This is a genomic window from Vibrio sp. CB1-14 (genome assembly GCF_040412085.2).
In the GTDB taxonomy this organism is placed as follows: Bacteria; Pseudomonadota; Gammaproteobacteria; order Enterobacterales; family Vibrionaceae; genus Vibrio; species Vibrio chaetopteri.
Window position 1 is genome coordinate 1,613,551 of record NZ_CP115920.1, and the last position, 23,437, is coordinate 1,636,987.

Consider the following 23,437-nt stretch of genomic DNA (forward strand, 5'->3'; position numbering starts at 1 on the left):
AGGGACTTAACGTGCTGAAACTAAAAGGGCTAAGTGGGAGAACGTTAGTATTGATATACACGACTTTCGTCATGTGTGTATTCGCTATTGCTTCTGTCGTTATTTTAGGTCGAGAATCTAAGCACGCGATAGACTATCTGCAAACAACTGGATCGAATTTAGAGCTGCAAGCCGCGAAGTTGTTTGTTGAAGAATACTTAGACAATGCAAAGGCGCGCGTGAAACTGGCGTCGAGCAATAAAGACATTATCGGGTTTCTTGAAGGTAAACAGAGCGTCAACCTTGATTCGACTTTACACCGTTATGAGGGAGACACTCGTTCCGTTTTGTTTGCGGTGTTTAACGCGGATAGGGAAGTCCTTTTTGAAGACAAGTTTAGGCACCCATCTCGAACCAATGAAATCCGTATTTTTAATGAAATGAAGCAAATGGCGTCGAACCTTATTACGCCAGCGCCAGTTTACCTTCTCCATAATGATACCGATCATATTTGCATCAAGATCTTCATGCCAATAATTAGCAACGGCAACTTCGTCGGAATGGTATTTGGTGAGACGCCAGTAGATTATGACGAACTGTTTGGGGAATTGATCGACCCCAAAGAGCGCTGGTACGCGTTAACACAAGGGGATGTCTCTGATTACGTCACTCAAAACGAACTTGGTGCCTGGCTTGTGAACTCTACACCTGTCGCTAGGGCGGGTTTGACGCTAATGCAAGGTGTTAACCCCAAATCTTTAGAGCTGCAATTAGATAGTTTCATGGGGCATATTTACAATGCGATTGCGGTTGTTATGGGCGTCAGTTTTCTACTTGTCTTGTTTGCTGGAAACAAAGTACTGGTTAACCCTCATAAAGAACTCGAAATATCCCAAAAAGAGTTAGCGGAGAAAAACAGCGAACTCATTCTTCAAGAGCGTGAGAGTAAGCTACTAGCAACGGTAGTTAAAGCCGCTAGAGATGCTGTGGTGATTACAGATAAACACGGCGCTATTGAATGGGTCAACCGAGCGTTTGAAGAGATGACTGGCTATGCGTTGGTGAGTGTGAAAGGCAAAATACCTGGTCACTTCTTACAAGGTGACAATACTGACCCGCAAGCGAAACAACGCATTGCGGAATCCCTATCTAAAGGGCTGCCAATCAAAACGGAAATCTTGAATTATGACTCTCAGGGGAAAGAATACTGGGTGGATATCGATATCACACCGATTAGCGATGAGAATGGTGTCATTGACCGATATATTGCCATAGAAAGGGACGTTACTGAGTACAAAAAATTAGAGAGTAAACTAACCACCACAGCCAAAGAAGCGAATGCTGCAAATGAGGCGAAATCCGCATTTTTGGCGACGATGAGTCATGAAATTCGAACACCAATGAATGGAGTGCTCGGCCTAACCCAAATCCTAGAAAAAGAAATTACCGACCCTAAACATCGAGAAGCACTTCAACTCATACTAGGCTCTGGCAACCATCTTATTTCTATTCTCAATGACATCTTGGATATCTCAAAGATCGAAAACCAAGCGCTAGTGCTAGAACATACCCAGTTCAAGATGCAAGAAATACTCGCCCCAGTGAACAATACCTATCAAAGTCTCTGTTCTGAAAAAGGTCTGCTGTTTGAAATTCATGATAAAACCGATCCGGATACGCTGTTTGTTGGCGACCAGGTAAGGCTGAGACAGATTTTACTTAACTTGGTTGGCAATGCGCTCAAGTTTACTCAAAAAGGATCGATTTCAGTCTCTGTGTCTAATCGAGGCGAAGGACAATGCGAGTTGGTTGTCAAAGACACGGGCATTGGGATCCCCCCAGAGAGAATAGACAGTGTGTTCGAGAAATTTGAGCAAGCGGAAACCTCTACAACACGCCAGTTTGGAGGTACTGGGCTAGGGCTCTCGATAGTAAAAAGCCTCACCTTACTGATGGGCGGACAAATAAAAGTGAACAGTGAAGTGGGGGTGGGTTCCGCTTTTTCGGTTCAGATCCCTCTGCCAGCGATTAAGAATAAGGTTGATGATGAATTGAGTATTGATCCTATTGATGCAGATTTCTCTGTCTACAGGGTACTGCTCGTTGATGATAATGCGATCAATCGAATTGTTGCCGCCAAATTTTGTCAGTCTTTAAATATCGAAGTCGAAAGCTGCGCCAACGGCGCAGAGTGCTTGGGAAATGTTCGACCCTAATAAATACAACCTGATCATATTGGATAATCACATGCCAGTAATGAATGGCCCGAGTGCGGCATCAGAGATACGAGAAAAAATATGGCGATGGTGTATTAATATTCGGATGGACAGCGGATGTTATCAGTGAAAATCGACAAGAATTTCTAGATAGTGGCGTCAATACGGTGATTGCTAAGCCCCTTATTAAGAAAGACTTTGAGAAGGCATTGTTAACTCATTTAAAAGACATTCAAAGTCGCTGATATGAGAGGAATGTTGATTGTTGGCTGATATTTAATCAGTTGGGCTTGCGTATTTCCTCTCGAACCCTTTTTCTTTTCTAACTGCCCCACATTTTATTGCGCCAATGATATAGTGCGAGCTCAGAAAACGAGTAAGGGATACTAAAAAATGGAACAATTTCTAGCACTGCTGGCTACACAACCAAACGAAGTGATGTTTGAGCAAACGATGCACGTGATTGACGAGCACTTTGATTTTACGCCAGTGAGCTTTGTAAACGGGGACACGGAGAATCAAGCCGGTCAAAACAATGGCTCGTGCAAAATCTTCGCTTTCGCTCAAATCAAAGAGCTGGATGAGCAATCAACGTTGGCGTGCTTTGGCCAATACTATCGCGAAGATGTTCTGAAAAATCCTGAAGGTACTGATCATGCCAATATTCGTAACTTTATTAAGTATGGCTGGGAAGGCGTAAAATTTGATGGGGTAGCGTTGGCTGCTAAATAAGATTTTTGGTGTAGCGATACATTGCATAAATTCCGCTATCACTCACAGCAGTAAAGATGTAGACATTGGTTTTTGTGTACCTCGCAATAATAAGCAGGGAAAGAGCACCGCCACTTTCCCTGCTAGTGAATACTAAGCTTTCGGATCAATCGCTTCCTGCAAACCATCCCCCAAGAAGTTAATCGTAATAACGGTGATGAGCACCATCACACCCGGGTATACTGCCGCCATTGGGTAATGCCACATGGCTTCACGAGCGTTTTGTAGCATGTTGCCCCAAGATGGTGTGGGTGGATTGATGCCAAAGCCAAGAAAACTCAAAGCACTCTCGGTCAGGATTGCTCCGCCAATGCCAAGTGTCGTGGCGGTAATCACTGGAGCGATGACATTAGGTAGGATGTGCTGCCTCATTACAAACCAGTGGCTTGCGCCGTAACCGATAGCCGCTTGCACATATTCTCGGTGTTTTACGGATAGGGTGTTTGAACGCACTAAACGTGCAGCAAATGGCCAGCCTAATAGTGAAATCACCACCACTAAACGGTAGACACTAAAGCTATCACTACGTACTAACTCTTCTGAAAAGCCAAGCTTGGTCATGTCGATACTCTGGATCAAAATCAGCAACATGATGCCAGGCAGGCTAATGATGAAGTCAGCACTGCGCATGATAATGGCATCTACGCGGCCGCCATGATAACCAGCAACAACGCCCAGCCCTGTGCCAATCACTGAGGTTGCAATGGCGGCAACAAAGGCAAACGTAAGGGATACCTGACCACCCAGAAGGAGGCGTATCAAAATATCACGGCCAAGTTCATCAGTGCCAAGTTTGTGCGTGTCGCTCGGGGCTTCGAAACGGCTAAAGAGATTGTCTTCGAAAGGATCGACACCCAGCCATTGACCAATACTCGTAGCGTTGAAGCACAGTATCGTCATTACAGTAAGGATTAGTAAAGAAGCCATTGCTAACTTATGACGAGATAAGCGATGAACGATTTGCAGCCAAGGGTTTTGGCTTCTTGCTGCGAGTGCGGTCATGACGGGCTTCCTCTGGTCAGATCAATACGGGGATCCACTTTGGAGTAGAGAATGTCGGCGATAAAGTTCATCACTAGAATGGCGGTAGTGGCGACCATAAAACAGAGCATGGCGACGTTGTAGTCACTACCGTTAATCGCATCGACAGTGAGTTTACCTATACCAGGCCAACTAAAGATGGTTTCGGTCAGTACCGCGCCGCTCATTAATGCCGCAATATCCATTGCGAGCACGGTGATCATCGGTAACATGCCGTTTTTAATGCAATGCCTGAAGAGTACTCGTGTTGAAGAAGCGCCTTTTGCTTTTGCGGTTCGCACAAAATCTTGGCGAAACACTTCCAGCATACTTGAGCGCATAAAACGTGAAATAGAGGCAATGCTGAGTAAGGTTAGGCTAAGGATAGGTAGGATCATATAACGCAGCCTATCAAAACCTTCAGCGCCATCGGCTTCTCCCGTTCCTCCTGCGGGGAAGATGGGGTACACCACCGAGAACAGCATGATCAGCATTAGCGCGAGCCAAGCCGCAGGTGTAGATAGAAATAGATAGGTGATGCCACTAATCAGGTAATCGGTGAAGCGATTTTGCTTTACGGCACACAGCACACCAACGGGTAGCGCAATCAGTATAGAGAGAAGCGTGCCGCACCCAACCAAAATGAGGGTGTTTTTCATCGCTTCCCAAAGCACGGATATAGCGGGCTGAGAGAACATGCGGGAATAACCTAGTTCACCTTGCAGGGCATCACCAAGCCAATGGAAGTAGCGAACATAGACCGGTTTATCCAGTCCTTGCTCTGCTTTAAGTCTTGCGACGTCTTCAGCGGTAATATGGGGGTTATTTTGTACCATGAGATCGATAGGATCGCCTGGCATTAATCCCATTAAGTTGTATGCAGCAAACGAGGCCAGCAGAAGAACCAGCAGCATTTGCAGCAATCTTGAAAATATAAATCGTTTCATAAAATGCGTGTATCCATACGGGCATAAAGCCCTTACATCTAATGGCTTAAACCAGTGGCCAACTGTTTAAGCGGTTACGGTTTGCTGAGAGCGATTTCGCCTGCGCGTGTTGCCAATGTCCGGAACAGCGCTCAGTAGCTCACGGCTGTAAGCGTGTTTGGGGTTCGCAAAAAAATCAGCTTTGGAAGCGTGCTCGACAATGGTTCCGCTTTTCATTACCACCACTTCGTGTGCGAGGTGGTAAACCACCGCCATATCGTGGCTAATGAACAAGAACGCAATACCGTGCTCCTGCTGCAAATCTTTAAATAGATTGAGAATTTGCGACTGCACGGACACATCTAGTGCCGAGAGTGGTTCATCGGCGATGATAAGTTCAGGCCTTAGCATCAATGCTCTGGCAATGGCGAACCGCTGCCTTTGTCCGCCGGAGAACTCATGAGGATAGCGGGTAAGAACGTCTTCTCGCATGCCCACCCAACTTAAGACTTCGATAGCGCGGGCACGCTGTGATTGCTTGTTCCCTATGCCGTTGACTTTCATCGGTTCAATCAGTGAAGAGAGAATCGGCATACGCGGGTTCAACGCGGAGTAGGGGTCTTGGAACACAAGGCCAATGCGTTGTCGTAATCGACGCTGCATATGACTAGGCAATCTAGACACCTCTTGTCCTGCGAGAAATATATCGCCGGAATCGGGACGCTCTAACATGCTGAGCATGCGGCCTAACGTCGATTTTCCAGAGCCTGATTCACCGACAATCGCGGTGGTTTTTCCTGACTCAACCTTGAGGGAAACATTGTTGGTGACATGAAGGGTTTTCGGTTTTCTTCCAAACATCGAGCCTGCCTCAAGGAGATAGTGCTTGTGCAGGTTACTGGCTTCGAGCAAAGTCATTAGGTCGCGCCTCCTTGTTGACGAAACATGGGCTGTTGTAGCGCCGAATCTGATTGAGCCGCTTTCGTGGCTTGTCTTTGATGATTGCGCTTCTCTGCTTTCTGCAAGTAGCTATCGTAGAGCTCTGGGCAGCGGTCACGAAAGCTGTAGTCTTCACTTCGTTGATCGAGTGGTGGTACGCTGCCGGGAATAGCAGGTAGCCTGTCCACATCGACGCCGACTCGTGGGATCGTATCGAGTAGTGCTTGCGTGTAGGGGTGCTGAGGGTTATCGAAAATCTCATTTACATCGGCGATTTCAACGACACGTCCCGCGTACATCACCATGACACGATCCGAAATTTGCGACACTACACCAAGAGAGTGACTGATAAATTGGATCGCCGTTCCCGTGGTTTCTCTCAGTTCTTCTAGTAGGTCGAGCACTTGCGCCTGAACCGTCACATCAAGCGCTGTTGTCGGTTCATCGGCAATCAATACTTTCGGCTTACAAGCGAGCGCCATGGCGATCATCACTCTCTGCCTCATTCCCCCTGATAGCTCATGCGGATAGGCATTAGCACGCTTTTCAGGGTACGGAATGTGAACTTGTTTGAGCATTTCGATGGCACGATCACGTGCTTCTTTGGGTGAGCTGTTTTCGTGAATAATGAACATTTCGGCGATCTGATCCCCGACTTTCATTACTGGGTTTAAGGCGGTCATTGGCTCTTGGAAGATCATGCCAATGCCTTCGCCACGGATATGCTGATACTGCTTTTCACCCAGGCCGACAAGATTTCTTCCGCCAAAACGAATATCACCAGACAAGGTAAGCGATTTATCGAGTAGCCCCATAATGGCAAGAGAGGTGAGTGACTTTCCGCAGCCAGACTCACCGACGACGCCAAGGATCTCTCCTGGCTTGATTTGATAGCTGACATCCTTAACAGCAAAATGCGGCCCTAGGGCCACACTCATATTGCGGACGTCTAAGATAACTTCATTCATAGACACTTCATTCTTAAAAATGGACACCGCTTAGCGGTTTCGATGCTTATTCATTTCGAACTTTAGAATTCGAAATCTAGTTTGCTCGACTCCAGTTTTCAGACCAGTAGCTTGAGTAATGTTGGTGTCCGGTTGGCTCAACATTAACCAGCCATTTTGGAAGAATGTAACTGTCTGAACGATAGTAGAGAGGCAGTGCTGGCAGCTCTGTCGCATACAGATTTTGGAATTGCTTCCAAAGCTCAGTGCGCTTCTCTTTGTTAAGCTCGCCATCGATGGCTTCTAGAATGCGATCCATTTCTGGATTGCTGTAGCCAGCGTAGTTTTGTCCTGCCCATTGATTGTCTTTAGTTGGGATGTAATCAGAGTGCAGAATGGTTAACGGGGGGTTTTCTGGTGACGAGCTCCACGCAAACATAGCTAGACCTTTGTGTTTGCGCTCAGTCAGGGTAGTACCAAAGTACACGCGTGCAGTTTGGTTATTAATGTTTGCTTTGATGCCGATTTTCTTCCACTGACCTTGAGCGAATTGCTGTACCAACTCACGTGTTTTGTTGCCCGCAGTCGTCATAAACTCAATTTCCAGCGGCTCACCATCTTTCATTTGCACGCCATTGACTAGCTCATAGCCTGCTTCTTTCAGTAGTTGATTCGCTTTTTCTGGATTGTAGTCGTAGGTCGGTGTTTCAGAGGTATAGATGCTATCCAGTGGACTTGTATCTGAGTTAGCAACTTGCTGTTTTCCATCGAATAGTTTGTCGGTAATTAGCTTGCGATCTAGCCCAAATAATAACGCTTGGCGAACTTTTACTTCCGACAAGTGAGGATTGTTGAGCTGAACGTCCAAATGCTCGTAGAGAGATGCAGGACGAATATCGACGTTAAACCTGTCGCCAAATTTTTTCTCAAATTGTAGTGCTTGGTCGAGAGTCAGACCCAATTCGCCAGGGATGTAGTCGACGTCACCGGAAAGCAGATTGGCTTGCAAGGCTTGAGTGTCAGAGACGGTTTTGAGTGTCACTGTATCAAAATGCGGTTGTTTGCCTTTCCAATGTTTGTTTCGGGTCATTTTAACGAACTGACCTTGTTTGAGCTGCTCGATGATATATGGGCCGCTGTATAGGCCAGCCAAGGTTGGCTCTGTCACGAACTTGGTGTTGAGGTGATAGTTTTTAGAATTGCTTTCAAATACCGCTTGGTCGATGTGAGCGGGCAGAATGTTTGGGATATAGTCAGCGTTATATTTGAATGAAACGCGGTCGACATAGACATTCACTGTATGCTCATCGACAACTTCAAGCTGTTCGATCTGCTGCATAGTCGTCAACTCAGGGTTGCCTTGCACGTCAGGAGAGGTGACTACTTTATGCCAAAACACCATGTCTTTCGTGGTGATCGGAGTGCCGTCGCCCCAATAGAGATCAGATTTGAGTGTTACACGCATCTTAACACCTTGTTTGCTCTCACCTTCTTTGGCATGCGGCCTATCTACGATTTGCGCTAAACCATTTTCGAAGCTAGGGACTTCTTCACAATAAAAGCAAACGAGCTCCCAGTTTTGGTCGTACCCAATGGTTTCGCGATTAACAAAACCTTTGGTGTAGGCTTTTGCCACCATGCTGTCGATGTCAGGGTGCAGAGTGGCAGGGTATTGCGTAATACCGATGGTGAGCTTGTCGTTTGCCGCGAATGCTGAAGTTGAAAGCAATGCAGAAGCACAGGCGAGTGCAAATGCGGTTTTTTTAAATGGCATCTGATTTCCTTATCTTATTTTATTGACTTCAAGTCTGACGCCTGAAGTTAGTTACATCCGTGTCACCCTAAATTCACATTTACCGGTTTAAATACGGCGGTGTGTGTAGGTGCATATCTTGTCCACCATAGTGGGATGTCCATTGCCAAGCAACTCAATGGGTTAGTTGTTCGGCCGAATTGCATTTCATGTCACATTTCCCATTTATTTAGTGAACTAAAATCAAAAAGTGTGTGCTTTCTTGTCTTATCTAGTTGTGTTAATTACATTTTATTAACTGAATTATCACCTGGAGGGTTGGTGTGAAGCCAGATTGAATGCGTATCAGCATTGTGTTCTCAGCGTTAGTAACAAATCCTAAGGAGCCTCTATGCCCAACAGTGCGTTGGTTTCTCTAAACAGTGTTAACAAGCAATTTGTTGATGGCAATGAAGTGCACGCGGTGCTTAGCGACTGCGAATTGGTGATGGCTACCGGCTCGAGCATTGCTCTAATGGGAGCGAGCGGGAGTGGCAAAAGTACGTTGATGAACATCATTGCGGGCTTTGAGCCTTTAAATTCAGGAAAGCTAGTTCTTGATGGCCAAGATACGAGTCAATGGCGAGATAGTGACTGGAGCGATTTTCGCATCCACAAGTTAGGTGTTGTGTTCCAGCAGTTCAACTTATTGACGCCACTCAATGTGCGTCAAAACATTGCGTTTCCGCTGTCTCTTGCTCAAATGCAATGGAATGATTGGTGTGATTACTTAGTAGAGACATTAGGGCTAAGTGGACTACTGGATAGACATGTCGCGGCGTTATCCGGTGGGCAGCAGCAAAGAGTTGCCATCGCTCGAGCGCTTGCTAGTCAGCCTAAGTTGCTTTTAGCAGATGAACCAACGGGTAATTTGGATGAGCAATCGGGCAGAGAAGTCATGCAGCTTTTGGCCGACATTACCCAGCAAGGGAATACGGCGGTGCTTTTGGTCACGCACAGCGAGGAGTGTGCAGCTTTTATGCAGTCGAGATTACGTTTAGTGAACGGACAGCTTTATGACGCGAGTTAAGCTTTGGCATCTTGTGCTCGCACTGCGTGTTTATGCCCGTCATTATCTACAAGCTCCATTGCAAGCCGCCTCTATACTGATTGGTATCGTGCTTGCGGTGATGCTGTTTGTTGCGGTGCAAGCGATAAACCTAAATGCAAAGCGCAGCTACGCTGATGCCGCAGAGCAACTGAGTCTGCCTGCCTCGCAATTTATCATCCCTCCTACTGGACAAAAGTACTTCTCAAACGATCTCTATTTTCAGCTCAGGCAGGCTGGGTTGAGCCAATCACTGGCGGTACTTGAAGGACGCGTTCGCTCATCCGAAGGTCGGCGATATTCAGTGCAGGGCAGTGACGTCGTTGCGGCTGTCACCGCGACGATGAACCGTGGGAGAGAAGACGGTAAACAACCGATTTTTCTGTTCGACCAGCAATTGCCATTGACTGACATGCTTCAAGGTGAACCCATCGCTTTGGTGAGTGAACAACAGTTTGAGCAAATGGGGCGCCCTAGCCAGTTGATACTCGATGACACCAAGACACAAATTTATGCCGTGCCAGATCAATGGCAACTGGGTAATCGAATGCTGGTGGACATTAGCTTCGCGGAGCGTTTACTCAATCGCTCTGGGCAGCTTAGCTACATAGCGGTGTTTGGAAGTCGCAGCGCGCAGGAGAAGCAATGGAAGAGCCTCGTCGCAGCGCAAGGCCAGTGGATTGAAAATACTCAAAGCAGCGATCTCGATTCACTGACCGATAGTTTCCACCTAAATCTAACCGCAATGAGCATGCTGGCTTTTTTGGTAGGGCTGTTTATTGCCTACAATGGCGTGAAGTACAGTTTGTTAAAGCGCAGGCGATTGCTGGTTCAGCTGCAGCAAGCGGGACTTCAATCCACAATCGTCTTTACTGCTTTGTTGGTTGAGCTGACCATCATGGTTCTGCTTGGATCCTTGCTTGGTTTTATATTCGGAATGCAGTTGAGTCATTGGCTGCATCCAACGGTAGCATTGACGTTGGAGCAGCTTTACGGCGCCACGCTCTTGCCAGGTTCTTGGCAATGGAGCTGGTTGTTTCAAGCCCTCTCTATCACGTTGACCGCTGCACTGGTGGCATGTTGGCAACATTTTCGGGGTAGCGTTCAGCAACCTTTATCAATACACAGTGGCTATTACGCGCTTCCAGAACCACAAAAGACCACCCAGCTATTGGTTATGGCCATTGGTTTAACGATGTTGGCTGTAGTTGGACTCGTGCTCAGTCATCATTTTCGGGTCACTATGCTTTGGCTTGGCGTGTTGGTGGTTGCTACGCCACTATATCTGCCTAAAGGCTTATTGTTGCTGAGCGCTTGGGCTGAAAAGCTGTTTACCAGTGGGTTGAAGCATTATCTCGTCGCTGAGCTTAAAGAGTTGGTTGCGCCGTTATCTCTCGCGATGATGGCACTGCTGCTGGCCATGACAGCGAACCTGGCGATGAATACCCTAGTGGTGAGTTTTGAGCATACATTGAAACAGTGGCTAGAGCAGCGCCTTCATGCGGACATTTATATCAGTCCCGCTCAAAGTGAGATGAGCAGTATTCAAAGTACGTTGCAGTCTATGCCAGGAGTAAGTGCCATCTTCACTCAAAGCTATTTAGATACGACGGTTTCTAACCTTCCAACCAAGCTCGGCACCAAAAACACGTTAACACTTGAACAAACGATGGTCGTTAAAGAAATGGTGGACGACTTCTGGCCACGTTTTTATCAAATGGAGCTAGCGGCTATCAGTGAACCAATGGCAGTGAAACTTGGATTAGCCCTTGGTGATGAGCTAGAAGTGGCGGAGCTAAACACTGCGCTTGAAAAACCACTAAAAGTCGGTGCAATATTTTATGATTACGGTTCACCAACAGGGGAGCTATTGATCGCTCCCGAACTTTGGCAGCGCGCTGAATTTTCGCCTGTACCCACTAGCTTGGGTATTGAATCAGAACTTGATAGCGATGATATGCGCAGGCGATTGATGGACGAGTTTGGGTTTAGTGACAACCAGCTCTACGATCAACAACAAATCAAAACCATAGCACTCGAGATTTTCTCACAGACATTTGCAGTCACTAAAGCATTGAACGGCGTCACGTTGATGGTGGCCGTCATCGGGTTGTTTAGTGCTTGTTTTATGCTCATAGAAGCGCGCAAAGCTGCAATAGCTAGGTTGTATGCGCTTGGAGTACGCAGTCGCGTGCTGCTGGGTATGGTTGTGATGCAAATGGTGGTTTTGGTCTGCTTTACCTTATGTCTTGCACTGCCACTTGGTGCTTTGGTGGGTTACGTGTTAACTGACATGGTAACGCTGCGCGCGTTTGGTTGGAGCCTGCAATTTGTTTGGAGTTGGAGCGATATTGCGATGCTATCACTTGTGAGTATCGTAACGGCATCAGCGGCGACGGCATTGCCGTTGTGGCGTTTGGTGAAACGTCCAGCAATGTCGAGTCTTCAGAGCGAGGTGCTGTAATGAAAAATAGAGCCTCGTGTATTTTGGTGGCACTATTGCCACTCTTACTTCTATTGAGCGGTTGCGAGGAGCCAAAGCCTCAAGGGTTTGGTGCTTTACTAGGTCAAGATGAACAAGGCTTTACTAAGGTCACAGCCAATCGAAATATCGAGTTTCCTAGAGATCATCAAGCACATAAAGATTTTCGCTACGAGTGGTGGTATGTCACTGCAAATTTAGAAAACAGTGCAGGCGATACTTTTGGCGTTCAATGGACACAGTTTCGAATTGCTTTAGCGCCAGAAGAGCCGCAAAACATAGAAAAACAAGAGGCAAATTGGAACAGTACACAGATATACATGGCGCACATTGCAATCACCATGCCAACACTTCATCTTACAGAAGAGAAATGGTCTCGCGCCCATCCAAAAATGGCAGGTGTGACTGAGCGGCCATTTCGTGTGTACTTGGATGATTGGCAATGGAATAGTGAGTCCGACGGCATGTTCCCCGCCACACTTTCCGTTGCTGCAGATACATTTAGCTATGAGCTTTCACTCTCTAGCGAGTCAGCCTTTCAGCTTCAGGGTGATAATGGATACAGTGTAAAAAGCGCCGATGGTAGAGTTGCTTCACATTATTACAGCCAGCCGTTTATTGACGTCACGGGCTCAATTCAAGTGGAAGGGCAAACACATCAAGTGACAGGGCAAGCTTGGATAGATCGAGAATGGAGTTCACGTTTTTTGCTCGGTTCTCAGCAAGGTTGGGACTGGTTCGCACTGAGGCTAGACACAGACACTAGCCTGGTGGTTTTTCAGCTCAGAGATAACCAAACAGGGGAAGCTAACTATGCTTATGGCCGATTGATGTATCGTGACCGAGAAGGAATCACCATTAGCGCAGATGAACTCTCTCTAAAGGTAAAAACATACACAGACCTCAATGGCCACCCGCACCCGACATCGTGGCAACTCGACATACCAACGCACGAACTATTTTTGACGATAGATGCCATTAATCCCAACGCTAAAATGCCCTTGACCGTACCTTACTGGGAAGGACCTGTGCACATAAAAGGTTCTCATGAAGGTCTAGGGTATATGGAGCTAACGGGTTACTAAGCCTTGTAATGTCGTTCGAGACGCAAACTTTAATGTAACGCACGTAATTGGCGTGCTTCGACTTGGTTTGCAATCTCCAACATAGTACACCTCTCTGTAGATGACTTAGGTATTTAAAATTGGAGAGGGTTCATGCAGTCGCTCGTAGCTTTATCGATGTTTTCGATTCTATCGATCATCGCGTTGATTCACGTGTATTGGGCGTTTGGGCGTAAAAAGGGCGTTCAATTGGCGATCCCCAAATTAGAAGGGAGTAATGCGTTTACGCTGGGTGCTGGGGTGATATTTTTAGTGGCGATTTGCCTTTCGCTGTTTGCCTCACTGTCTTTAGGGTTAATAGAGTTAGTATTCATCGAACCTGAGCTGCTCGAGTATGTTCAGTGGGCAGGTATTGTTGTCGGAACGATTTTTATTTTAAGAGCGATAGGCGACTTTAACTTGGTTGGCTTTACCAAAAAAACAAACAGGGTGATTTTGCCGTGCTTGAGAATGTGCTCTATTCACCGCTGTGTTTATTGCTTGGCTCGGGCTACTTCTATCTGGTCTGGTGTGGAGAGACGTAATAGTGAACAAACGAAAAGAGCGCACCGAGGTAGTTACACTTCGAATGCGCTCCAATGACTAATCGTGACTATTTTTCAGCTTGAGTAAACTCAGACCAGCTCAATACACCTTGTACTGCGCGTTTCCAACCGCTATAACGAGTTTCACGCTTTTCTGCATCACCAGATGGAATAAAGGTACGGTCGATTTCTGCTTTACCGGATACTTCCTCCAATCCCTCCCAGAAACCGACAGCAATACCAGCGAGGTAAGCTGCACCGAGTGCAGTGACTTCAACCACTTTTGGTCTGTGTACTTCTGTGTTCAATAGATCCGCTTGGAACTGCATCAAGAAGTTGTTCGCAACTGCACCGCCGTCTACACGTAAAGAGGCGAGCTCAATGCCGGAGTCAGCTTGCATGGCATCAATCACGTCACGGCTTTGATAAGCAATACTTTCCAATGTCGCTCGGATGATATGATTCGCTCCTGTCCCGCGCGTCATACCAATAATGGTACCGCGTGCGTAAGCATCCCAGTACGGTGCGCCAAGGCCAGTGAAGGCTGGAACCACATACACGCCATTACTCGACTCTACTTTGTTCGCAAAGTACTCAGAGTCTTTCGCATCACTCAATAGCTTCATTTCATCGCGTAGCCACTGAATAGATGCTCCTCCCATAAATACAGAGCCTTCAAGCGCATAAGCAAGATCGCCTTTCGGGCCGCATGCGATGGTCGTTAGCAAAGAGTTTTTAGAATTAATTTTCTCTTTACCGGTATTCATCAGCATAAAGCATCCTGTGCCGTAGGTGTTTTTCGCTTGTCCTGGTTCTACACACATTTGGCCGAATAGCGCCGCTTGTTGATCACCTGCAATACCGGCAATAGGGATACGTGTACCGCCTTTACCACCAATGTTGGTTTGGCCGTAAACTTCTGAAGATGGTTTCACTTCTGGCATCATAGAAAGTGGAATATCAAATTCTTTGAGAATGCGTTCGTCCCACTCAAGCGTATTGATATTGAAAAGCATGGTACGTGATGCGTTGGTGAAGTCAGTCACGTGGACGCGGCCTTGAGTCATCTTCCAGACTAGCCATGTGTCTACAGTACCAAACATCAGTTTGCCTTCTTCAGCAAGGTCGCGTGCATCTTCGACGTTATCGAGGATCCATTTAACTTTCGTGCCTGAGAAGTATGGGTCGAGTACCAGACCTGTGTTCTTACGAACATATTCTTCAAGGCCGTCGCGTTGTTTAAGTTCTTGACAGATTTCTGCTGTGCGGCGACATTGCCAGACAATGGCGTTGTAGACTGGCACACCCGTTTCTTTGTTCCAAACGATGGTCGTTTCACGTTGGTTGGTAATGCCGATAGCGGCGACTTCATCTGAAGTGATGCCCTTTTGGCCAAGTGCTTCAATCAGAGTGGAGCTCTGCGTGGCATAGATCTCTAGCGGATCATGCTCAACCCATCCAGCTTCTGGATAGATTTGAGTAAATTCTCTTTGGGCGACACTGACAATATTAGCGTCATGGTCAAGTACGACCGTTCGTGAGCTGGTGGTGCCTTGATCAAGAGCGACGATGTATTTCTTAGTCATAGTAGTGTCCTTTTGATTTCGTTGTAATTATCTGTAGGGGATAGAGTTAACTTATTAAACGTGTGCTTCCGTGTCGTTGACTTCAGCTTCTTCCTCGCACTGCGCAGGGCTAGTGCAACCGCCAGCAGCAGGAAGGTAAGCGCCAATCACTTTTGGATATAGCCAGCCGCCAAATAGGCCGCCTGCGATAGTGGCAAAAATAGGAACAATGAAATATGGGATATCTTTCGCTCCCGTCAGTGCATAATCCCAACCAGCAAAGTAGGCAAATAGCTTAGGACCGAAGTCACGTGCAGGGTTCATCGCAAAGCCGGTCAGTGCACCGAGCGAACCACCAATTGTCGCAACAAGTAAACCAATCAACAGTGGTACCATCGCACCGCGAGATTCGCCGCCGTTATTGCTATCACCAAACGCTAAAATGCCGAACATGAGAACTGCTGTGATGGTAAATTCCACCGCTGCTGCGCCTAAGAAGGACAGAGAAGCGTGAGGGTAGGTAGAGAAAATACCTGCTGTTGCGAGTGCTTCAGGTGTATCTCGTGCAACGCCGTTGGCAAGTTCCCAGTCGACAAACAAGTTGCTGAACAGTCCATATACCAACGCCGCAGCGCAGAATGCACCTGCAACTTGCGATGCGATATAAGGTAGTACCTTATGCTTTTCAAACCCGTGGAACGCAGCAAGAGCAATGGTCACCGCTGGATTGATGTGAGCACCAGAAACACCTGCGGTGCAGTACACAGCAAGCGCTACGGCTAAGCCCCATACGATACTCACTTCCCATTGGCCGAACTCAGCACCGGTTAACACTAACGCCGCAACGCAGCCGACACCCCAAAATATAAGCAAGCCAGTACCAATAAACTCTGCGATACACTGGCCGAGTAGCGCAGGATCTTTTTTTATACTCATAGTTCTTTCCTTGGTCTTGTTTCATATGCATATCAAATGTGCGCTGGGATTGTAGCTGATTAGACCAGTTAGAAATCCGGCTTAGATCTCATATGTGCGTACGAAAGTTAAAAATGTTCGTATTATGTTCACAATTGTTATCCAAAGCACATTTTATGTTCGTTTAGGTTATTTTTCGCGAAATAGAGCAGAGCTTCGTTTGCTTTAGCTGTAATCGAAGACAGTAATGGACAGATTTGGTGTAGCGACTATTTAAAACCTTACCAATACCAAGTAAACTCGAGGTTCACCATGGTTTTAACGCGAGGGAGTGTGGTTGAAAGCGATAAAAAGACATCAGGAAATCATTGAATTGGTGACCACGCATGGCTACGTCAGCACGGAAGATTTGGTTGAAAAGTTTCATGTGAGTCCACAGACGATTCGTCGAGACTTAAACGAATTGGCGGATGCGAACAAAATCAAACGTAATCACGGTGGGGCAACCATTGTGACCAGCTCTGAAAATTCGTCCTACCAAAGCCGCAAAGTCTCCAGTCAGGCAGAGAAAGAGCGGATTGCTGCGCAGCTCGTCAAACACATACCGAATGGTGCCACACTGTTTATCGATATCGGTACCACGCCAGAGGCCATTGCTAAAGCGCTATTGGTTGAACACAGTGACTTGCGTATTGTGACCAACAATATCAACGTTGCATCGATGTTGATGCACAAAGAAAGCTTCCGTGTCATCTTAGCAGGAGGTGAAGTTCGTGGTCGCGATGGCGGCGTCACAGGAGAGTCGACCATTGATTTCGTGGCTCAGTTTAGACTCGATTTTGGTATTTTAGGTATTAGTGGCATTGATTATGATGGCTCACTATTGGATTTCGATTACCATGAAGTTCGAGTAAAACGCGCGATCATTGAAAACAGTCGGAGCGTTTTGTTGGGAGTCGACCACAGTAAGTTTGGTCGCAATGCGATGGTGAAACTGGGTGGTATCGAAGAAGTCGACTTGGTCATCTCTGATATGAAACCACCAAAAGAGATCTGCAATGTTCTGAAAGATAATGAGATTAACGTCGAAATTGCTTAGCGTCTGATAACGAGTCGTGACTTGAGAGACCAGCCTTTATGGCTGGTTTTTTTGTATCTGTGTTTTGTAGTCATGGCATTTATCAAAATTAAAGGTTTTTACCGAAACCAAATTGCGCGATTAAATGTTCGAACGAACATTTGTGAGCAAAATCCCGAAATTTATTGAGTTTTAATGCCACACTAATTGTGCGTTAATTCAATGGGTGGGATGCAATGAAAGCAATAGCTCGATATCAAACAGAGGTGATTGTCATAGGAGGCGGTGCAACAGGATCTGGCATTATGCGGGACTGCGCATTGCGGGGCATTGATTGTATTTTGCTCGAGCGAGATGACTTGGCCTCTGGTACAACTGGCAGAAATCATGGTTTATTGCATTCTGGTGCTCGTTACGCTGTCACTGATCCTGATTCTGCAATGGAGTGTATTGCTGAAAATCGCATCTTAAAGTCCATTGCCTCACACTGTATTGAAGACACTGGTGGTATGTTCATCACGCTTCCAGAAGATGAGCTCTCCTTTCAAGACGAGTTCGTTGCAGCGTGCGATGTTGCCGGAATCGAAACCGAGCGAATGACAACCAAAGAAGCGTTACTGTTTGAGCCTAACGCCAATCCAGCAATGCTCGGCGCGATTAAAGTACCAGACGGCACCATTGACCCATTTAGATTGTGTGCTTCAAACGTACTCGATGCCAAAGAGAGAGGCGCTAGGCTATTTAGCCATTGTGCTGTGACATCTCTCATCCGAGAAGGGGATCGAGTCATTGGTGTTAATGCTTTCAATACACGCACTCAGTTACCGTTTGAGGTGTTTGGGCAAGAGGTCATCAATGCTGCTGGTATTTGGGGACAGACAATATGTGAGTATGCGGATCTCAGCGTAAAAATGTTCCCAGCTAAAGGATCTCTTCTGATACTCGACTACCGCATCAATAACCGAGTCATCAATCGTTGCCGCAAACCGGCGGATGCCGATATTTTGGTACCTGGCGACACCATTTCTCTCATCGGAACCACATCCGAACATATCGATTACGACCAAATAGACGATCTTCGCGTGAGTGCCGATGAAGTCGATATTCTACTGGAGGAAGGTGCAAAGCTTGCGCCAATTATGAGCCAAAGCCGGGTGCTACGTGCTTATGCGGGTGTCAGACCTTTAGTTTCACTCAGTGAAGACACTAGCGGGCGTAATATCAGCCGCGGCATCGTTCTTGTTGATCACGCGGAGTTTGACGGCCTGCATGGCTTTACCACTATTACTGGCGGCAAGCTAATGACATATAGGCTCATGGCGCAAATGGCGACCGACAGCGTCGCGAAAAAGCTTGGCAACACCATTCCTTGTATCACGCACACCACACCTTTGCCTGGCTCTTATAGTGCCCCAACTCCTGCTAAGAAAACCGCAAGTATCGCAAAGCCTGTTTATCACTCTGCGATTGATCGACATGGAGAGCGGGCACTGGCGTTTTTATCTGATGACCAAGCCAGCCAGTCTGTGATTTGTGAGTGTGAGATGGTCACTGCAGGTGAAATTGAATACGCGGTAAAAGCGTTGGATGTGCATAACCTCGTCGATTTACGTCGAAGAACAAGGTTGGGAATGGGGCCATGTCAGGGCGAAATGTGCAGCTATCGAGCAGCCAGTCTATTGGCCGACTACGGTAACTTTTCGGGGTACGAAGTTGGAGAGATGCTGCATGACTTTCTTGAAGAGCGCTGGAAGGGCACCAAACCTGTACTTTGGGGCGATGCTCTGCGGGAGGCGGAATTTAGCTACTGGATATATCAAGGCTTATTTGGGGCCGGGGATTTTGAGCTCAAACAAGATGATGTGAATCACTACGAAACGAAACAAGAGACAGATAAGGAAGTGGAGGCTGAGCAATGATTGATTATGATGTGGTTGTCATTGGTGGCGGCCTTGCAGGGTTTAGCAGCGCTTTAAGATGCATTGAGCGTGGACTCAAAACCGCCGTGGTTTCTCATGGTCAAAGTGCAATGCATTTTTCATCTGGCTCTATCGATGTGCTGAGTCATTCGCCAATAACTGGCGAAGCAGTGAGCAATCCTTTTAATGAAATTGCTGAGCTTGCTAAGACTTCGTCTTTACATCCTTACGCAAAGTTAGGTGAGAAACGGGTCTTCGAGTCACTCAGCTGGTTTCAACAGTTGATGAGCAAGCATGGGCTGCCTTTGATACATCAAGATTCATTGGATAATCACTATCGAATCAGCAGCCTAGGCACACTAAAGTCCACATGGTTATCTCAACCTTACGTATGGCAACTTGATCAGAAATTTGCGGCTCTCAATCAGATTGAACGAGTAATCTTAGTCTCGATTGAAGGTTTCCGAGATTTCCAGCCGGAGATTGCCAAAGCCAAGTTGGCGAGTTTACCAATGTTCGCTGACAAAGAGCTGCTCACAGTAAAAATCACGCTTGATACATCAGGTATAGCTCAAAGAAATTGCCACGAATTTCGTTCTATTGATGTGTCTCGGCTGCTGCGTCAAGAGGCTGACTTTAAGAACTTTTGTTCCCAGCTTAGGCAAGTTGCCACGCCGAACGATTTGGTACTAATGCCTTCAATCCTTGGCAATGGAGATGGCTTAGTACTGATGGAAAAACTGGCCTCTGAAACACATCTGAAGTTTCATGAAGTGCCCACTATGCCGCCGTCCCTTTTGGGTATACGAATCGAAGACACGTTAAGACGAGCATTTATTGAAGCGGGTGGTGCACTTCATGTTGGCGACGAGGTGACGCACGGTGTGTTTAAGCAAAACGGTGACCAGCTTTCGCTTGCGTGTTTGTATACTCGAAAAATGCGAACTGTACCTATCAATACGAAGCATGTGGTGCTGGCATCAGGGAGCTTCTTTAGCAAAGGCCTGAAAGCGGAGCATCATAAGGTGAGCGAGCCTATCTTTGATTTAGATATTGAAGACATCGGTGGGCGGGAATCATGGTATTCAAAGCACTTTTTCTCACACAAATCCCATCCATTTATGAACTTTGGTGTGTCAACTAATCGGGAACTCAAGCCCCTTAAAGCGCATCAGTGCATAGACAATGTCTATTGTGCAGGCTCTATTCTTGCTCATTATGATCCTATTGCTCATGGCTGTGGCGGGGGCGTAGCAATAAGCACTGGTTTCCATGTTGCCGATGCAATCGCTGAAAGCCAGGTGTTAGCGTGTTATTTACAAAAATTAAGCCATTCACAGCAGCCCAATCAATCACCAAAGAAAGGAGCGCTAGTATGACTGCCGTACGCCCAGCTGAACTAATCGCCGTCGCTAGCCTTAATGGTGATGAGCAAACGAAAACCTTTGAGAACTGCATTAAGTGCACGGTGTGTACCGTCTATTGTCCAGTCGCAAAAGCCAACCCTGAATACCCTGGATCCAAACAATGTGGCCCTGATGGAGAGCGTTTGAGACTGAAAAGCCCAGAGTTTTTTGATGATGTACTTAAGCTCTGTACTAACTGCAAGCGCTGTGAAACTGCTTGTCCCTCTGGGGTGCGTATTGGCGACATTATTGCTTCCGCGCGAGGAAAGCATGGACGCAAACCGCTGAGTCTGACAACGGCAAGAGATTTCGTCCTGAGCCATACTGATCTGTTTGGTAGCTTAGCCACTCCGTTTGCCCCTATTGTAAATAAGCTAACCGAGCAAAGCCTCGTGAAAAAGGCCATGCACCATACGATTCAAGTGCATGATCATAAGTCTTTACCTAAGTATTCACATGGTACTTTCCGTCGTTGGTACAAAAAACACGTCGCCGATCAAAGCCAATATCGCCGGCAAATCAGCTATTTTCATGGTTGCTACGTTAACTATAACGATCATAGTGTTGGCCAAAACTTCATCCGTGTTATGAACGCGATGAACATTGGTGTCCAACTATTAGAGCGAGAGAAGTGTTGTGGAGTGCCCTTGATTGCCAACGGTTTTCACGCCAAAGCAAAGAAAAACGCAGAGCTTAATGTAAGTCAGTTGGAGAAAGCGTTAGAGAGCCGCTCTGAGTCGGTGATCTCAACGTCGTCGACCTGTGCGTTTACCTTACAAGAAGAGTATCCCCATGTACTCGATGTCGATAACCAGAAGGTTGCTGACAAAGTACATCTATTTAGCCGCTTTATGTTCGGTGAGTGGCGTGAGGGCAACATACCAAAAATGAAGCCACTGAATAAGCGTATTGTGTATCACACACCTTGCCACTTGGAGCGTAGCGGTGACCATATCTTTACTATTGAGCTTCTAAAAATGATCCCAGGTCTGGAAGTGCAAGTGCTAGATAGTGAGTGCTGCGGCTTGGCCGGAACTTATGGTTACAAGCGCGAAAACTACGATGTATCAATGAAGATAGGTCACGGCTTATTTGAGAAAATTGATCACTCACAGGCCGATTTGGCGGTTTCTGATTGCGAAACTTGTCGTTGGCAAATCGAAGAGAATACTGGGTTATCTTGTGTACATCCTTTGAGTCTCATTGTGGAAGCACTTGAATGATGAAAATATGCTTAGTGTTGAGTGTATCTATCCGTGAGCTTTGGCGAAACGGATAGGATAAAGGTTAGTGTTCTAATTATTATTATGTGCTTGGTGAAGTGGCTAGCACATAGAAAGCGGTTTGCCAATTGTTGTTTTTATTATCAAAAACTTAAAATTATTTGCAAAGGTAACATTTAATCTCGCACTAGTTGTATGGTTTTGTAATTAATTCAGTGGTTTAACTAACTTTGTGTGAAGTGGATCGTATATCTAAATCACTAATTTATTGATGTTTTTTAGTTGTTAACAGAATGCTATACCTTGAAATTAACGTCGGCTTTACTTAGAGTGCTAAACGTTACATTACAAAGTACTTTAAGGACAACTCAACATGGATCCCATTCTGGAAGTTAAGGGACTGTATAAAGTGTTTGGGGAGAACCCGGAAAGGGCATTCTCACTCATAGACAAAGAAGTTGATAAAGAAAGCATCTTTGAGCAGACAGGTCTAACCGTTGGCGTAAATGATGTGTCTCTTTCGATTAATGAAGGTGAGATCTTCGTCATCATGGGGCTTTCTGGCTCAGGCAAGTCTACCCTTGTTCGACTTCTTAACCGTTTGATCGAACCCACCAAAGGCAGTGTCTACCTAAAAGGTAAAGACATAGCGCATATCTCTGAAGAAGAGCTACGAGAAGTTCGCCGCAATAACATCTCGATGGTTTTTCAAAACTTTGCTCTTATGCCTCACATGACCGTCATTGAAAATGCGGCGTTTGGTCTGGAACTTGCTGGCGTCGAGTCTGATAAACGAAATCGTTCTGCATTGTCAGCGCTTGAACGCGTAGGTCTTGATACTTATGCTGAATCTTACCCTGACGAACTGTCTGGAGGTATGAAGCAGCGTGTCGGATTGGCTCGTGCACTGGCGTGTGACCCAGATATTCTACTAATGGACGAGGCATTTTCCGCTCTCGACCCTCTTATTCGTACTGAAATGCAAGACGAACTTATCCGTCTGCAGAACGATGACAAACGCACCATTGTATTTATTTCACATGACTTAGATGAAGCTATGCGCATTGGGGATCGTATTGCCATCATGCAAAATGGTGATGTGGTACAAGTGGGCACCCCGGATGAAATCCTTCATAATCCAGCCAATGATTACGTGGAAGCCTTCTTTAGAGGTGTGAACGTAGCCAGCGTCCTGACCGCCAAAGACATTGCCCGTAAGAAACCTGCTGCTATGTTCAGAAAATCTGAACACGATGAGCCTGGTTCTGCAATGCAACTTCTAATGGATCATGATCGTGATTTCGGCATTGTTGTCGATAAAGCGTCGAACTATTCAGGCATAGTGTCACTCGACTCATTGCGCTTAGCCTACAAAGAGCAGCGCTCTTTGGCGAGTGCGCAGCTTGAGGAATCGGTAACTCTTCAGCCGAATCAACCAGTGAATGATGTATTAGGCGTTGTGGCAAGCGTTCCATACCCAGTTCCAGTGGTAGATGATATGGGCAATTATTTTGGTGTTATAACCAAGTCACGTCTATTACAAACACTGGATAAGGATTAGTC

18 protein-coding genes are annotated in these 23,437 nt (G+C 46.5%); 11 read left to right on the top strand and 7 right to left on the bottom strand.

Annotated elements, in window-relative coordinates:
• The first annotated feature begins 11 nt into the window (after window positions 1-11).
• Together PG915_RS07330 and PG915_RS07335 are read left to right on the top strand one after the other, a co-directional pair.
• On the top strand, window positions 12-2,195 hold the full coding sequence (locus PG915_RS07330) for an ATP-binding protein (protein ID WP_353498521.1): 2,184 nt from the start codon (window positions 12-14) through the stop codon (window positions 2,193-2,195).
• Between the two features lie 393 nt (window positions 2,196-2,588).
• Window positions 2,589-2,927 carry a HopJ type III effector protein gene (locus PG915_RS07335; RefSeq protein WP_353498522.1) on the top strand — a complete coding sequence of 113 codons (339 nt, stop codon included), beginning with the start codon at window positions 2,589-2,591 and terminating at the stop codon, window positions 2,925-2,927.
• A 132-nt stretch (window positions 2,928-3,059) separates the two neighbouring features.
• Here PG915_RS07335 and PG915_RS07340 read toward each other — a convergent pair whose 3' ends face one another.
• The 5 genes from PG915_RS07340 to PG915_RS07360 all read right to left on the bottom strand — a co-directional run bounded on the left by PG915_RS07340 (window position 3,060) and on the right by PG915_RS07360 (window position 8,572).
• A complete protein-coding gene (locus tag PG915_RS07340; RefSeq protein ID WP_353498523.1) occupies window positions 3,060-3,968 on the bottom strand; it encodes an ABC transporter permease in 909 nt (302 codons plus the stop codon).
• On the bottom strand, window positions 3,965-4,933 hold the full coding sequence (locus PG915_RS07345) for an ABC transporter permease (RefSeq protein ID WP_353498524.1): 969 nt from the start codon (window positions 4,931-4,933) through the stop codon (window positions 3,965-3,967). Before PG915_RS07345 ends, PG915_RS07340 begins: the two co-directional genes overlap by 4 nt.
• A gap of 66 nt (window positions 4,934-4,999) precedes the next feature.
• Window positions 5,000-5,830 (bottom strand): ATP-binding cassette domain-containing protein, encoded by an 831-nt coding sequence (locus PG915_RS07350; protein ID WP_353498525.1) that lies wholly within the window; start codon window positions 5,828-5,830, stop codon window positions 5,000-5,002.
• The gene (locus tag PG915_RS07355) at window positions 5,830-6,819 is read right to left on the bottom strand and encodes an ABC transporter ATP-binding protein (RefSeq protein ID WP_353498526.1); all 990 of its coding nucleotides are present in this window, start codon (window positions 6,817-6,819) and stop codon (window positions 5,830-5,832) included. The genes PG915_RS07350 and PG915_RS07355 overlap by 1 nt, the downstream gene beginning before the upstream one ends.
• Window positions 6,820-6,895: 76 nt before the next feature.
• The gene (locus tag PG915_RS07360) at window positions 6,896-8,572 is read right to left on the bottom strand and encodes a peptide ABC transporter substrate-binding protein (protein ID WP_353498527.1); all 1,677 of its coding nucleotides are present in this window, start codon (window positions 8,570-8,572) and stop codon (window positions 6,896-6,898) included.
• A gap of 370 nt (window positions 8,573-8,942) precedes the next feature.
• Between PG915_RS07360 and PG915_RS07365 the strand changes: the two genes are divergently transcribed.
• The 4 genes from PG915_RS07365 to PG915_RS07380 all read left to right on the top strand — a co-directional run bounded on the left by PG915_RS07365 (window position 8,943) and on the right by PG915_RS07380 (window position 13,826).
• Window positions 8,943-9,620, top strand: a complete 678-nt coding sequence (locus PG915_RS07365; protein WP_353498528.1) for an ABC transporter ATP-binding protein — start codon at window positions 8,943-8,945, stop codon at window positions 9,618-9,620.
• The gene (locus PG915_RS07370; RefSeq protein ID WP_353498529.1) at window positions 9,607-12,102 is read left to right on the top strand and encodes an ABC transporter permease; all 2,496 of its coding nucleotides are present in this window, start codon (window positions 9,607-9,609) and stop codon (window positions 12,100-12,102) included. Before PG915_RS07365 ends, PG915_RS07370 begins: the two co-directional genes overlap by 14 nt.
• A complete protein-coding gene (locus PG915_RS07375) occupies window positions 12,102-13,205 on the top strand; it encodes a lipocalin-like domain-containing protein (RefSeq protein WP_353498530.1) in 1,104 nt (367 codons plus the stop codon). Before PG915_RS07370 ends, PG915_RS07375 begins: the two co-directional genes overlap by 1 nt.
• A 132-nt stretch (window positions 13,206-13,337) precedes the next feature.
• The gene (locus tag PG915_RS07380; RefSeq protein ID WP_353498531.1) at window positions 13,338-13,826 is read left to right on the top strand and encodes a DUF3995 domain-containing protein; all 489 of its coding nucleotides are present in this window, start codon (window positions 13,338-13,340) and stop codon (window positions 13,824-13,826) included.
• 10 nt (window positions 13,827-13,836) lie between these two features.
• Here the strand turns inward: PG915_RS07380 and glpK are convergent, their stop codons facing one another.
• Together glpK and PG915_RS07390 are read right to left on the bottom strand one after the other, a co-directional pair.
• A complete protein-coding gene (gene glpK, locus PG915_RS07385; protein WP_353498532.1) occupies window positions 13,837-15,354 on the bottom strand; it encodes a glycerol kinase GlpK in 1,518 nt (505 codons plus the stop codon).
• A 54-nt stretch (window positions 15,355-15,408) separates the two neighbouring features.
• Entirely contained in the window at window positions 15,409-16,269 is an 861-nt protein-coding gene (locus PG915_RS07390) for an MIP/aquaporin family protein (RefSeq protein ID WP_042498305.1), read from the bottom strand.
• Between the two features lie 316 nt (window positions 16,270-16,585).
• On the opposite strand from PG915_RS07390, the gene PG915_RS07395 reads away from it, so the two are divergent.
• The 5 genes from PG915_RS07395 (at window position 16,586) to proV (ending at window position 23,435) form a co-directional block, all read left to right on the top strand.
• Window positions 16,586-17,347, top strand: coding sequence for a DeoR/GlpR family transcriptional regulator (locus PG915_RS07395; protein ID WP_353498533.1), 762 nt, complete (start codon window positions 16,586-16,588; stop codon window positions 17,345-17,347).
• Window positions 17,348-17,562: 215 nt separating this feature from the next.
• A complete protein-coding gene (gene glpA / locus PG915_RS07400) occupies window positions 17,563-19,245 on the top strand; it encodes an anaerobic glycerol-3-phosphate dehydrogenase subunit A (RefSeq protein WP_353498534.1) in 1,683 nt (560 codons plus the stop codon).
• On the top strand, window positions 19,242-20,624 hold the full coding sequence (gene glpB, locus PG915_RS07405; RefSeq protein ID WP_353498535.1) for a glycerol-3-phosphate dehydrogenase subunit GlpB: 1,383 nt from the start codon (window positions 19,242-19,244) through the stop codon (window positions 20,622-20,624). Before glpA ends, glpB begins: the two co-directional genes overlap by 4 nt.
• A gap of 23 nt (window positions 20,625-20,647) precedes the next feature.
• Entirely contained in the window at window positions 20,648-21,874 is a 1,227-nt protein-coding gene (gene glpC, locus PG915_RS07410) for an anaerobic glycerol-3-phosphate dehydrogenase subunit GlpC (protein WP_420884619.1), read from the top strand.
• Window positions 21,875-22,247: 373 nt separating this feature from the next.
• The gene (gene proV, locus PG915_RS07415) at window positions 22,248-23,435 is read left to right on the top strand and encodes a glycine betaine/L-proline ABC transporter ATP-binding protein ProV (protein WP_353498537.1); all 1,188 of its coding nucleotides are present in this window, start codon (window positions 22,248-22,250) and stop codon (window positions 23,433-23,435) included.
• The last annotated feature ends 2 nt before the right edge of the window (window positions 23,436-23,437 follow it).